Here is a 14,162-nt window from a genome sequence, read left to right on the forward strand (position 1 = left end):
CTAACGGTTAATCATCACCAAATGACACCGGAGATTAACGCACGACTTACAGCTACTTGTCTATCCATAAATAGCTGCTTTCAATCAGGTTAAATGACTTATTTTTGAGATTTTGATACCCCCGCCTGATTTGCCGATTTTCATCCATTGAGATTAATCCTATTTAATCACCAAGATTCGTTAAAACTTCTAACAATCAGCAACTTACCGAACAGGATAAATTTATACCGTCCAAAAAATAAGATATTCTTTCAATGCCTTACAGACTGAATTTAATTGTTTGATGCTTTCAGGCAATCAATTTAAATTACTGGCAGCAAATTGCGCCGCGTTGACAACAACGATTTATTGAATCAATATTTTCGTCAGAACGCGTTGAAGAAACTGCGCAAAATGCCATCAAGACAACCTCACTCCCTCATTCAATAAATGATTTCTCGCCACGCGCTATTCGGTAAGCTCGGATCCACGCTCTTTCGCAGCGTTGAATCGGCAACCGCCTTTTGCAAGCTGCGCGGCAATCCGTACGTCGAACTCGTGCACTGGCTGCATCAGTTGCTGCAACTGGGCGACAGCGACCTGCATCGCATCGTGCGTCACGCGGACATCGATATCGAGGCGCTCGAGCGCGACATCGGTCGCGGCCTGTTGGCGCTACCCTCTGGCGCAAGTTCGATCAGCGATTTCTCCCATCACGTCGAAACCGCGATCGAGCGCGCGTGGGTGTTGTCGTCGCTCGCGTTCGGCGACCGCCGGATTCGCGGTGCATGGCTCGTAGCCGCATTGGTTGGCACACCTGAGCTGCGGCGCGTCCTGCTGTCGATCTCGCCTCTATTCGCCCGCATTCCGGCCGAGAAGCTCGAAGAGATATTCCCTGCCTGGATCAGCGGCTCGCCGGAAGCCGACGACACGCCCTACGATGGCAGCGATTTCGCACCCGCGTTGCCAGGCGAAGCGTCTCGTGCGATGACGCCCGCCGGCAAGGACGTGCTCGATCAATATTGCGCCGACCTGACCGCGCAAGCGCGAGCGGGCGGCGTTGATGCCGTTACCGGGCGCGAGCAGGAGATCCGCGCTCTCATCGACGTGCTGCTGCGCAGGCGCCAGAACAATCCTCTGCTCACTGGCGAAGCGGGCGTCGGCAAGACCGCCGTGGTCGAAGGCCTGGCGCTCGCGCTCGCCAGCGGCGACGTCCCCGCCGCATTGACGGAAGTTCGCCTGATGACGCTCGACGTCGGAGCACTGCTTGCCGGCGCCAGCATGAAGGGAGAATTCGAAGCCCGGCTGAAGAACGTGCTCGAGTCCGCGATAAAGTCCCCTGTGCCTGTCATCCTCTTCGTCGACGAGATTCACACGCTCGTCGGCGCAGGTGGACAAGCGGGCACTGGCGATGCCGCCAATCTGCTCAAACCCGCTCTGGCACGCGGTGCGGTCCGCGTCATCGGTGCGACGACGTGGTCCGAATACAAGCGCCACATCGAAAAGGATCCCGCGCTGACTCGCCGTTTCCAGGTGTTGCAAGTCGCCGAGCCTGAGGAAACCGCCGCAATCGACATGGTGCGTGGACTTGCCGGGGCATTCGCCCAGCATCACCGCGTGATCGTGCGCGATGAGGCCATTCGTGCGGCCGTCAAGCTGTCGCATCGATTCATTCCGTCTCGACAGTTGCCGGACAAAGCCATCAGCCTGCTCGACACCGCGTGCGCGCGCGTGGCGCTGTCTCAGCACGCGCCGCCCCGCGAACTACAGAATGTGCGTCAACGGCTGCAGGCTGCACGGGTCGAACATGCGTTGCTGGAACAGGAAGCGCGCATCGGCATCGGTTGCGCCGATCTGACCGCTTCGCAAGCGCGCATCGATGTGCTGCTCGCTGAGGAATGCGCCGTCGATACGCATTGGAAGGCACAGGCGCAAGCCGCGCAGTCGCTCACGGAAGCACGCGAGCGAGCGCTGGCGGCCGACTGCAAAGATACGTTGCAGCACGTCGGCGGTGATTCGGGTGAACCGCGTCCCACGCCGTCCTCCTTGCGCGAACTTGAGCAAGCCTTGCGCGACCTGCAGGGTGAAACGCCACTGGTCTTTCCGGAGGTGGACGAAAGCGTCGTCGCTGGCATCGTTTCAGACTGGACCGGCATTCCGGTGGGACGCATGGTCACCGATGAGATTTCCGCCGTGCGTGCGCTGCCCGTAACGCTGGCTCGTCGCGTGATCGGACAATCCGACGCGCTGAATCTCATCAGCGAGCGCGTTCAGACAGCGCGTGCCGGACTCTCCGATCCGAAGAAGCCGCTGGGCGTATTCCTGCTCGCGGGGCCGTCGGGCGTCGGCAAGACGGAAACAGCGCTCGCGCTGGCCGAAGCGCTGTATGGCGGCGAGCAGAATCTCATCACGATCAACATGAGCGAGTATCAGGAAGCGCACACGGTCTCGGGATTGAAGGGCGCGCCTCCTGGCTATGTCGGTTACGGCGAGGGCGGCGTGCTGACCGAGGCGGTGCGTCGCCGGCCGTACTCCGTCGTGTTGCTCGATGAAATCGAAAAGGCGCACCGCGACGTGCACGAAGTGTTCTTCCAGGTCTTCGACAAGGGATACATGGAAGACGGCGACGGCCGGTACATCGATTTCCACAACACAACCATCCTGCTCACCAGCAACGCGGGCGCAGAGCTGACGGCGAGCCTCTGCGCCGACGCCGCGCTCACGCCCGATCACGACGGCCTGCGTGAAGCGCTCGCGGCCGAGCTGCTCAAGACTTTTCCCGCGGCGTTCCTCGGGCGCGTCACTGTCGTGCCGTACTGGCCGCTCGCCGAGGCTTCGCTCGCGAGCATCGTGCGACTGCATCTCGACCGCGTGGCGCAGCGCATGTCGGAGAGTCACGGCATTGCCGTGACGTATGGCGATGCGCTCGTCGACTACATCGTTGGCCGCTGCCTCATGCAGGAAACGGGTGCGCGCGTCTTGATCGGTTTCATCGAGCAGCATGTGCTGCCTCGACTTTCCGCGTTCTGGCTCGATGCGTTTGCTGCGGAACGCGCGCTGAACCGGATCGACATGAATATCGCCGATCCGGACGCCGCGCCGCGTTCCGCGATCGTCCTGAACGCGTTGGAAGCGCCACAGCCAAATCTGGTGTTCGCCGAAGAAGCGCGCTAACACACTTGTCAAGCAGCCTTAAACCCATCGATCACGGAGTCACCCATGACCGTTTCCAATAGTTCGCAGAAGTTCATTGCGCGCAATCGCGCCCCGCGCGTGCAGATCGAGTACGACGTCGAAGTTTACGGCTCGGAGAAGAAGGTAGAACTTCCGTTCGTGATGGGCGTGCTCGCCGATCTTTCCGGCGCGGCGGTGGAACCGCTGCCTCCCGTGGCAGACCGCCGCTTCCTCGATATCGACATCGACAATTTCGACGAACGCATGAAGGCGATCAAGCCGCGCGTCGCGTTCTCCGTGCCCAATACGTTGACGGGCGAGGGCCAGATGATGGTCGACATCACCTTCGAGAGCATCGACGATTTCGCACCCGCGGCCATCGCGCGCAAAGTCGATTCGCTACGCCAGTTGCTGGACGCGCGCACGCAGCTCGCCAACCTGCAGACGTACATGGATGGCAAGTCGGGCGCCGAAGCACTCGTCAGTCAGTTGCTCGCGGACCCGGCCCTGCTCAAGTCGCTGGCATCCGAGCCGAAGCCGCAGAAGACCAAGGGCACATCCGAATCGGATGTCCCCGAACAGTCCACGCACTAACCGAGACCCGCAGCGCGCGCACCGCGCCGCCACGCCGCGACCGAATCAAGACCGAGGAAACCATGGCAGTCAATCAGGCACAGCACAAATCGGCCGAGACCGCAACGCACTCCGAATTCACGCATCTGCTTGCGCAGGAGTTTCGCACCAAGACCGATCACGCTCGCGAAGCCGTCGAGCAGGCGGTTCGGACGCTCGCCGAGCAGGCGCTGCGACAGTCGATCACCATGAGCGATGATGCTTACAAAAGCATCGAGGCGATCATCGGCCAGATCGATCACAAGCTTTCGGAGCAGATCAATCTGATCCTTCACCACGCCGACCTTCAAAAGCTGGAGTCGGCCTGGCGCGGGCTGCATCATCTCGTGTCAAACACCGAAACCGACGAGCGCCTGAAAATCCGCTTCATGGATGTGTCGAAGGACGATCTGCGCCGCACGATGAAGCGGTACAAGGGCATCGCGTGGGATCAAAGCCCGCTCTTCAAGCAGATTTACGAAGAGGGGTATGGGCAACTCGGCGGTGAGCCGTATGGCTGTCTCGTCGCGGACTACTACTTCGACCACACTCCGCCCGATGTCGATCTGCTGGGCTCGATCTCGAAGATCGCTGCGGCGGCGCATACGCCGTTCATCTCCGGCGCGTCGCCGTCCGCCCTGCAGATGGAATCGTGGCAGGAGCTTGCCAATCCGCGCGACCTGACGAAGATCTTCACGCAGAACCTCGAATACGCGCCCTGGAATTCGCTGCGCAACACGGAAGACGCGCGCTATATCGGGCTCGTCATGCCGCGATTCCTGTCGCGCCTGCCGTATGGCGCGAAGACCAATCCGGTGGACGAATTCGACTTCGAAGAGGAAACGCATGGCGCGGATCATCGCAACTATGCGTGGGCCAATGCGGCCTATGCAATGGCCGTGAACATCAACCGCTCGTTCAAGCACTATGGCTGGTGCTCGATGATCCGCGGCGTCGAATCAGGCGGCACGGTGGAGAACCTGCCTTGCCATACTTTCCCGACCGACGATGGCGGCGTGGACATGAAGTGCCCGACCGAGATCGCCATCTCCGACCGGCGCGAGGCAGAGTTGTCGAAAAACGGCTTCATTCCGCTGATTCATCGCAAGAGTACCGACCACGCGACCTTCATCGGCGCCCAGTCGCTTCAGAAGCCGACCGAATACTACGACCCGGACGCTACGGCGAACGCAAACCTGTCGGCACGTCTGCCCTATCTCTTCGCGTGCTCGCGCTTTGCACACTATCTGAAGTGCATCGTCCGCGACAAGATCGGCTCGTTCCAGGAGCGCGAAGACATGCAGAAATGGCTCAACGACTGGATCATGAATTACGTCGACGGCGATCCGCACAACTCTTCCGAAGCGACGAAAGCGAGTCGTCCGCTTGCCGCCGCGGAAGTCGTCGTCGAGGAAGTCGAAGGGAATCCGGGCTACTACCAGGCGCGATTCTTCTTGCGGCCGCACTTCCAGCTCGAGGGTCTGACGGTGTCGCTGCGGCTGGTGACGCGTTTGCCGTCCGTCAAGCAGGCGGCCTGAACGCTTCGTCGAATCCGGATCGCGCGCACGCTCATCGAGCCGCGCGAGCGGAAGAAAGTTGCAGCAGAAAGCTAACCCTTTCGACAGAGTCGTATGTACATCGAATTATTTTGAAAGTCGATGTAACCGTAACCTCGTAAGTTGTTTCAACAAGGAGCTATCAAATGGCACAAGACATTTTCATCAAACTCAACGGTATCGATGGTGAATCGCTGGACTCGAAGCACAAGAACGAAATCGAGGTGTTGAGCTGGGGTTGGCGCGTCGAGCAGCAATCCTCGGCGGCCTTCGGTAGCGGTATCGGCGCAGGCAAGGCCACCGCTGCGGATCTGGTGTTCGACCACTACATGGATTCCGCCAGTCCGAACCTGATGAAGTATTGCCTGACCGGCAAGCCTATCGACCAGGCCGTGCTGACGGTGCGCAAGGCCGGGGGTACGCCGCTCGAATATATCAAGTACACGTTGAGCGAAGTGCTCGTGACGCTGGTGCAGCCGTCCGGAAGCAATGGCGATACGGGCATTCGCGAACAAGTGCACCTGTCTTTCGTGAAGGTCAAGCAGGAACACGTCAAGCAGAACGCGCAGGGCGGCAACGGTGGCGTAGTCACCGCGGCCTATGACTTCAAGGCCAGCAAGGAAGCCTGATCACCTTGCCGTCGTCGAGCCCCGCCTTCGCTGCGGGGCTTCTTCCTCTTCTACTCTGTTCCGAGATTTCCACAGATGCGCTCGCCCGCTCGCATCGCCGCGCTGATTTCCCTCCTCCTGCTTACCGCGTGTGCCGGAAGCGAACGCACGCCACAGCGCGAGCCAGTCAAGCTCGACGTGTCCGTCATCGCATCATCCGGCGTCAATCCGGACGATCAGAAGCGTGCCGCGCCCATCGTGGTGCGCATCTATGAACTGAAGAACGCCGACGCCTTCAATCAGTCGGACTTCTACTCCCTGCAGGATAAAGACAAGGACGTGCTGAACGACGATCTGGTCCAGCGCGACCAGTTCCAGCTTCGTCCTGGCGACCAGAAGTCCATCCGGCGCGACGCTAATCAGGCCACCACCATGATCGGCGTGCTCGCGGCCTACCGCGATCTGCCCAACGCCGTCTGGCGCGCCACCTGGCCGCTGCCGCCTGCGCCGTCCGCGGCCTGGTATCGCTTCGCGCCGAAACTCAAACTCGTCATCGATCTCGATGCGAGCGCTATCAAGATCACCGATGCCGCCCCAAAGAACAAGTGAAGAGCAATCCGCATGACCTGGCATAACAAAGTCACCTGGAGCGAAGGACTCTTCCTGCGCCCGCAACTTTTCCAGCAGCAGGAACGCTACCTCGAGCAATTCGCTCACAAGCGCGCTGCTCCGCTGTCGCCGTTCTTCTTTGGCTTCTCGCGCTATGAGATCGACCTGGAAGCGCTCGCGCTGGGCAAAGTCATCGCCAAATCGGTGAGCGGCGTGTTTCCCGACGGCACGCCGTTCGATGCGCCGGGACACGCCTCGCTCCCGGCACCGTTGACCGTCCGCGCGGAGCATCTGGACCAGCTCATCCACCTGGCGGTGCCGGTGCGCGTGCCTAACGGCGAAGAAACGACTTTCGAGGACACGCCCGACTCGCTTGCCCGCTACAACGTGTTCGCAGCCGATCTGCGCGACGCCAACTCGATCGGTCAAGGTCAAAAGACGGTGCAGCTTTCCAATCTGAGACTGCGTCTTCTGCCGGAAAAGGAACTCACCGACGCCTGGATCGGGCTGCCATTCGCACGCGTGAAGACATTGCGTGCCGACGGCAGCATCGAACTCGATGAAACGCTGGTCCCGCCCGTCTCCGGCTTCGGCGCGAGTGAATTGCTCACGAAATGGCTCGGCAATATTCATGAACTGGCCCGACTGCGCGCCGAGTCCCTCGCCAGACGCCTGACGGGCGGTGATGGTCAGGCTGGGACAGTCGCGGAAGTGTCGGACTACCTTTTGCTGCAAACGCTGAATCGCTATGAGCCAGTGCTGCAACATCTGCGGCGCGTCCCGAGCACCTCCCCGTCCGACCTGTACGCACTGCTGGTATCCATGGCCGGCGAGCTATCGACTTACGTGCGCCCCGAGACGCGCCGGCCGCTCGACTCGCATCCGGCCTATCGGCACAAGGAGCCGCACGTATGCCTCAAACCACTCGTCGACGACATCCAGTGGCTGCTCAATGCCGTGCTGATTCGCGCGGCGCAGCGCATCGAACTCGAGGAAGTGGGATACGGCATGCGCAACGCGTCGGTCGACCCGCAGGACATTCGCGGCTTCACGTCCGTCGTGCTCGCGGTCGCGGCCCAGATGCCCGCGGAGACGCTGGCTGAACGCTTTGCCGCGCAATCGAAGATGGGGCCATCGGAACGCCTCCCGGATCTCGTGCGCGCGCATCTTCCCGGCATCGGGTTGCGCGTGCTGCCCGTGCCGCCGCGGCAGATTCCTTTCAATGCCGGATATATCTACTACGAGCTTGCGCGCACGGGTCCGCTGTGGGACATGGTCGCGAATCATGGCGGTATCGCTCTGCACGTCGCAGGAGAGTTTCCGTCGCTCAGGCTCGAGCTTTGGGGCGTGCGCGGCTGAGCACGGATCAAGACCGCGAGCGGAGCGCTTCGCGGCGAGGCGCGTTCGCACGCGCGCGTTTATGGGGAACGGAGTAAAGCATGGACACGCTGGACGAGACAAAGGCACCGCCCTCGAAGCAAGCGGGAGGGGCCGGGGCCCACTGGACGCCGGACCGACCCGATCAGAATGCCGGGCTGACAGACACCACGCTTCCTGGAGAACCGCACAGCGAGCGCCTGCGTACGATTCAGCAGGCAACGAATCCGTTGCTGGAAGCGGCGCGCCCGCTCCTGCGCGCACTCGCCGACATGCCCAATGTGCTGGATGAAGACGCGTCGAAGCGGCTTCTGCTGGTGCTCAGCCAGGAAATGCGCATGTTCGAAACTCTCTGCGAGCAAGCGAAAATCAGGCGCGACCACATGCTCGGCGCCCGATATTGCCTTTGCACGGCGCTCGATGAAGCTGCGATGAAGACCCCATGGGGCGGCACGAAAGCGGGTGCGCAATGGAGCGGGAACGCGCTCGCGGTCGCGTTTCATAATGATCGCGAGGGCGGCGTAAAGATCTATCTGCTGATCGGCCGCCTCATGAGCGAGCCGCGCGAGCATCTCGACCTGCTCGAAGTGATCTACCGCATCCTGAGCTTCGGATTCATGGGGCGCTACCGGAGCGAGCCCGATGGTGCGCGCAGTCACGAGGCCGTGCGTCAGCGGCTCTATCACGAGATCCGGTTGGGCCGTGGCAGTCCGCAGGGGGCGCTGTCCCCGCATGCGCATTCCGATGCGCGGGGACGGCGACTCGCCTTCCACGACTTCCCCGTCTGGATTACGGTCGCCGTGCTTGGCTTCGTGGTGCTGTCGCTCTGTGCGTGGTTCAAGTATCAACTGCTGGGCGCGAGTGCGGCCGTCGAGAAACAGATCATCGATATCGGCCGGATGACGCCGCCCGCCGCGCCCCGCCGCGCCAACCTCAAGGAACTACTGAAAGATGAGATTGCTGCGGGCACCGTCAGCGTCACGGAGGATGCGAAGCACAGCGCCGTGACGTTCCGCGGAGACGCGATGTTCAGACCCGGCGGCGCCGCGGTGAACGCCTCGATGAACCCCTTGATCGCGAAGATCGCTCAGGAGATCGCCAAGGTACCAGGAAAGGTGACGGTCTCGGGCTACACGGACAACGTGCCGGTCAGAAGCCGTCAGTATGAATCGAACGGCACCCTGTCCGAAGAGCGCGCCACGCAGGTCATGCAGATGCTGCAGGCAGCCGGCGTGCCTGCCGGCCGTCTCGAAGCCATCGGCAAGGGTGAAGCCGATCCAGTCGGTAACAACGCCACGGCTCAGGGGCGTGCGCAAAACCGGCGCGTCGAAATTTCGGTTGCCTCCTGAGATCAGCCCATTCTCGACCCTGTCGAACGGAATCAAAGCATGAAGAAGTTGTCGTTCCTCGTCTCGCGCTGGTTTCTGGCGCTGCTCGCGCTGGCGCTCCTCTCTCTCGCGATATGGTTCATCGGACCTTATCTGGCTTTCAGCGAACTGAAGCCGCTCGAAGGTATCGGCATGCGTGTGCTGATCATCGCGCTACTGTTGTGCGGCGCGCTGCTGTGGCTCAATGGATGGTCGACGGCCATCGTGTTCGGCGTGCTGCTGTGTCTGGCGATCTGGCATGCCGCGCCGCTCGTGAGCATCGGACAAACCCGGCCTTTCGCCTCCCTCGCCGCGCGGCTGGCCGTGATTGCCGCGGTGATCGTCCTGTTCATCGCTTTCGGTCTTCACTGGATCTGGAAGCGCATGCGCACCGACGAACAGTTCCTGAAGAAGGCGCTGCGCTTCGACAGCAAAAGCCCCTCCCTGGCCGCCGCGCGGATCAGTCAGCTCGAGGCGCGCATGAACGTCGCGTTGACGCGCCTGAAATCGATGCGCACAGGCGCACGCGGCGTCACCCGGATGTTCCAGGGTACGCGTTACCTCTACGAACTGCCGTGGTACATCACGCTCGGGGCAAAGTCATCGGGGAAGACGCGCGCCCTGTTCAACTCGGGTCTGTCGTTCCCCGAGGGCAAGTCCGCTTCTCGCTCCGGCGGCACGCAACAGGTCGATTGGTGGCTCGCGAATGAGGCCGTCCTCATCGATACCGCCGGCTACTACGTTCATCCGGGTACGTCGACGCACGCGCTGCCGGACGCCGCCGAACCCGCACACGCCGAAAGCGGCCGATCCGGAGATCTGCGGAGCGCCGCCCCTTCTGCAACCGGAAGCGAAGCTCCCGTGTCCGACGCCGATCACCATCGCCGCCTCGACGACGACGAATGGTTCGGTCTGCTCTCGTTACTGCGACGCCGGCGTCCGCGCGCGCCGGTCAACGGAGCGCTGCTGACCCTCAATCTCGATATCCTGACGTCGGCGGATCCCATGCTGCGCATCGCCGAAGCGCACGCGCTGCGCGACCGTCTCGCCGATTTGCGTAACGTGCTGGGAATACGCTTCCCGGTGTACGTCATGATCACGCAGATGGATCGTCTCCCGGGCTTCGTGGACTACTTCGCCTCACTGACGGAAGAAAGCCGCGCACAGATATGGGGCGTCACCTTGCCGACGACCGACGCAATGCCCGGACATCACCCGCTCCAGATGCACTACCAGCAGGAACTGCAAGCGCTCGCGGTTCGCGTGGCGTCCGGCGTCAACACGCGCCTGAACGACGAATACGATATGACCTCCCGGCGCAGTCTGGCAAGCCTGCCGGAGGCGTTCGCCGCACTGATCGCTCCGTTATGCGATTTGCTGAGCGAACTGTTCGTCGATTCCCGCTACGACGACACTCAGCAGCGCCCGATGCTACGCGGTGTCTATTTCACGAGCGCGATGCAAGGCGGCAAGAACGTCGTTGCGGAACCGCTGACTGTGATGCGTCGGATCGGTTCGAATCACGCCGCCGAGCGCCCGCATGACGCGCGCAACGAGAGCTTCTTCCTGAATGCGCTTTTCGCGAAAGTGATCCTGCCGGAAGCGCACCTCGTGCGTCCGAACCTGCGCTGGGAGTACCGGTTCCGCGCACTGCGCCTCGTCGGCCATGCGCTTGCCGTGGTTCTGTTCGGATGGCTCGCGATGGGTCTCGTCACGAGTTTCGGCAACAACAGCGCCTATCTCGAAGCCATCGCGCGCAAGACGCACGCGTTGTCGGCGAAAGTCACCCAGCTGTATCGCGATCCGAAGCCGGAAAACGTGCCGGACGCGCTCACCGAAGCGCGTTATCTGCCCACCTGGACCGGACTCGATCTCTCCGCGCCCGAGCCGGGTTTCCGCTTCGGTCTCTACGCCGCGCCGGCTGTCGTCGAGGCCTCGGAAGCCACGTACCGCGCGCTCGAGAATTGCCTGCTGCTGCCGCATGTCGTGCATCGCATCGAGGACGCGCTCTCGCAGGCCATCGCGGAGAAGGACCCCGCAGCCACCTATAACGCACTGCGCGTCTATCTGATGCTGTATGACCGCGCGAAGTTCGACGCCGGCGAAGTAAAGGCGTGGGTACTCGATGACTGGGCGAAGACCGACAGCGCAGCGGTGTTCGGCGGCCGTGCATCCATGATCGATCACGTTCAGCAACTCTTCTCGGGTGAGCGGATCGTGCAATCCCCGCTTATCCGCAACGATGCGCTGATTCAACGCGCCCGTGCCCTGCTCGACACCAGCAATGGCACACAGCGCCTTTACGAGCGCGCGAAGGCGGCCATGTCGGCGGAGTCACCCGACGAGTTCACTTTGCTACGCACAGTAGGTCCGCAAGCGGGCACTGTGTTCACGCGGGCGAGCGGTGCGCCGCTTTCGCGTGGCGTGCCCGGACTTTTCAGCTATGAAGGCTATCGCAGCCTGTTCGACAAACGCCTGCACGAATTCGTCCAGCATGCCCGCGGCGACGATGCCTGGGTGATGGGACGGTCATATCTCGAAGACTGGTCGGGCGCGGGTCAAAAAAAAACGGCTGACATCGTGAAGTCGGCGACGGGCGCGGATGATTCGCTGAGCGAGGCCATCCGTCGACTGTATCTGACGGAATATGCGCAGCAATGGGACGCCTTTCTCGCCGATATTCGGCCAGTAACCGGCACCAGCCTCTCGTTCAATCTGCAGATCCTGCGGCAGTTCGCGGCTCCCGATTCGCCGCTGACGCGTCTTGCCCGAGCGGCGGTCCGGGAAACGACGCTGACGCGTAACCCGGGCGCCAACGATTCGCTGCTGCAAAAGACCAGTGACCAGCTTTCGCAGAAGGCGGACAAGGCGCTCGGCATCCGCGCGGAAGAACGGATCGAGCGCGAAATCGTCGACAATCGTTTTGCGGCTCTGCGAGAGATGGTCACCGGCGACGCGGCCGCTCAGAACGGTGCGCCCGCGCCGCCCGCTCAGGCGAACAAGACCGGCCTCGATGGCGTGAGCGCCTTGCTCAACGAGAACTACACGGCATTGACGGTCGCGGACAATGCGATCGCGAACAACAGTCTGCCGCCCGCGAGCGACGCGTCCGCCAAACTGAAGATGGCCGCGAACACGATGCCAGCGCCGTTTCGCGAAGTGCTGCTGGGCCTGTCTTCGCAAGGTTCGCGCGAAGTGGCTCAGGGCATCGGCCAGTTGCTTTCGCGTCAGATGCAGTCGGTGGTCGGCGACGCTTGCCGTCTGGCAATCGAGGGCAACTTTCCCTTCGCGCCCGACAGCAAGCGCGATGTCAGCATCGACGACTTCACGCGCATGTTTGCGCTGGGCGGCGTCATCGACGATTTCTTCACCAAGAACCTCGGCCCGCTCGTCGACGTATCTGGCAAACCGTGGCGCTACAAGACCTTGCCGGGCGCCACCGAACCAGTTCACGGCCCCGATCTGGAGCCTTTCCAGCATGCCCAGGAAATTCGCAACGTGTTCTTCGGAGAACAGGGCAAGCAGTTGTCATGGAAGATGGAACTGCGCGTTCCGGAAGTCGATCCGACGATCCTGAGCCTAGCGATCGATATCGACGGACAGAGCATGCTGTATCAGCATGGCCCGGTCAGGCCGCTGGTCGCGGCATGGCCCGGTCCTCGCGGCGGCGTTCATGCGGAAATCACGGCGAGCCCGCGGATTCGCCAGGAGACCTCGACCATCGCAGTCGATGGCCCGTGGGCCTTGTTGCGGCTGCTCCACAAAGGGCAAGTAACGCCGACCGCGACGCCCGGACGCACGCGTGTGGCGCTGGATTTCGATGGTCGCAAGGCGGTTCTCGATGTCGCGAGCACGGGCAGCGTGGCAAACCCCTTGACGAGCGACCTGCTCACGACTTTTCGCTGCCCGAGCGCAATGCCCATATTCGCGCTCTCGGATAGCGGACCGCCGCCCGGCCTGCCGTCGGCCGCGACTGTGCCGCCTCAGTCCGCCCGCTGAACACGCATCGATCAGTCAACCGCCGCCAGCACTTCCGCCGCCCTGCCAGCCACGATCGTCCTCGGCGCGGGGATAACCACCGGCGCCGGCAACGCCAGCGTCAACGCCTTGCGCGCGCGCATCATCGAATTGCGCACGCGCCGTTCCGGCCGACTCAGCATCCCGCCGCCGACGAGCGCGACGAACGAGGCGATCAGAGGCACCGCGAGCAGCATCGTCGCGAATTTGAAGAGGCCGAGCTTGAGCGGACTACGCGACGCCCACGCCGACCACGCGATCGCAAAGCACCCATACGCGATACCGGCTGGCGCGCCCGCCAGTTCGGGCACGCCGACGCGTTGCGCGAACGGCGTCGGGAAAATCAGAACGAAGAGCGCGATGCTGGACATCGCATGCACGAGAAGCGCACGCCGCCGCTTGAGCAATCCCGTGATCGACCAGAACGCCAGCACCAGCACGAAAGGCGGACACGCGGCCACCACCGCCGCCAGCGCGAGATACACCACGACGCCGCTCATCAGATTGCGCAAATACCCTTCCGATGATGCATACCAGACCATGTACGCCGCAGCGAACGCTGCCACGCACGCAATGAACGCCGTCATGCCACCCAGCCCGTCAGGCGCAACGACGAGCCTCAGCAGCAGAAGACTCGTGAAGCCCACGAGATACACCAGAAACCGCATAACCGAAAAACGCTGTTTCATACCACGCCCCTTTCCCCTGACGGTGCAAGCGGTCGCCACCACGGCCGCTCTGTCGCGCGATATCGCCGTATCGCGCTGCAAGAGACCTTAGGAGACCCGTCCTCGCCCATCTATCGCCCGCGTCCGAATTCAATGACGGATCGCAGGCTCAAAAGCGCCGCCGCGAATAGCCTT

General features: G+C 62.2%; 9 protein-coding genes. 8 read left to right on the top strand and 1 reads right to left on the bottom strand.

The genetic code is table 11. The annotated features are described in order from the left end of the window. The first annotated feature begins 429 nt into the window (after positions 1–429). The 8 genes from tssH (at position 430) to tssM (ending at position 13,281) form a co-directional block, all read left to right on the top strand. On the top strand, positions 430–3,153 hold the full coding sequence (tssH, locus tag AWB80_RS06875) for a type VI secretion system ATPase TssH (RefSeq protein ID WP_061173875.1): 2,724 nt from the start codon (positions 430–432) through the stop codon (positions 3,151–3,153). 45 nt (positions 3,154–3,198) lie between these two features. After that, positions 3,199–3,747: a type VI secretion system contractile sheath small subunit gene (gene tssB / locus AWB80_RS06880; RefSeq protein ID WP_061173876.1), complete on the top strand. Its 549-nt coding sequence runs from the start codon at positions 3,199–3,201 to the stop codon at positions 3,745–3,747. A 62-nt stretch (positions 3,748–3,809) separates the two neighbouring features. Continuing rightward, on the top strand, positions 3,810–5,303 hold the full coding sequence (gene tssC, locus AWB80_RS06885; protein ID WP_061173877.1) for a type VI secretion system contractile sheath large subunit: 1,494 nt from the start codon (positions 3,810–3,812) through the stop codon (positions 5,301–5,303). A 164-nt stretch (positions 5,304–5,467) separates the two neighbouring features. Continuing rightward, positions 5,468–5,950 carry an Hcp family type VI secretion system effector gene (locus tag AWB80_RS06890; protein ID WP_061173878.1) on the top strand — a complete coding sequence of 161 codons (483 nt, stop codon included), beginning with the start codon at positions 5,468–5,470 and terminating at the stop codon, positions 5,948–5,950. 75 nt (positions 5,951–6,025) lie between these two features. Beyond that, the gene (gene tssJ / locus AWB80_RS06895) at positions 6,026–6,538 is read left to right on the top strand and encodes a type VI secretion system lipoprotein TssJ (protein ID WP_061173879.1); all 513 of its coding nucleotides are present in this window, start codon (positions 6,026–6,028) and stop codon (positions 6,536–6,538) included. Between the two features lie 12 nt (positions 6,539–6,550). Next, the gene (gene tssK / locus AWB80_RS06900) at positions 6,551–7,897 is read left to right on the top strand and encodes a type VI secretion system baseplate subunit TssK (RefSeq protein WP_061173880.1); all 1,347 of its coding nucleotides are present in this window, start codon (positions 6,551–6,553) and stop codon (positions 7,895–7,897) included. An 80-nt stretch (positions 7,898–7,977) separates the two neighbouring features. Continuing rightward, positions 7,978–9,264 (top strand): type VI secretion system protein TssL, long form, encoded by a 1,287-nt coding sequence (gene tssL / locus AWB80_RS06905; RefSeq protein WP_061173881.1) that lies wholly within the window; start codon positions 7,978–7,980, stop codon positions 9,262–9,264. Positions 9,265–9,303: 39 nt separating this feature from the next. Then, entirely contained in the window at positions 9,304–13,281 is a 3,978-nt protein-coding gene (tssM, locus tag AWB80_RS06910; RefSeq protein WP_061173882.1) for a type VI secretion system membrane subunit TssM, read from the top strand. Between the two features lie 11 nt (positions 13,282–13,292). Here the strand turns inward: tssM and AWB80_RS06915 are convergent, their stop codons facing one another. Next, positions 13,293–13,988 carry a hypothetical protein gene (locus AWB80_RS06915; protein WP_244206425.1) on the bottom strand — a complete coding sequence of 232 codons (696 nt, stop codon included), beginning with the start codon at positions 13,986–13,988 and terminating at the stop codon, positions 13,293–13,295. Positions 13,989–14,162: the final 174 nt, after the last annotated feature.

It is taken from the genome of Caballeronia pedi (assembly GCF_001544915.2).
GTDB classification, from domain to species: domain Bacteria; phylum Pseudomonadota; class Gammaproteobacteria; order Burkholderiales; family Burkholderiaceae; genus Caballeronia; species Caballeronia pedi.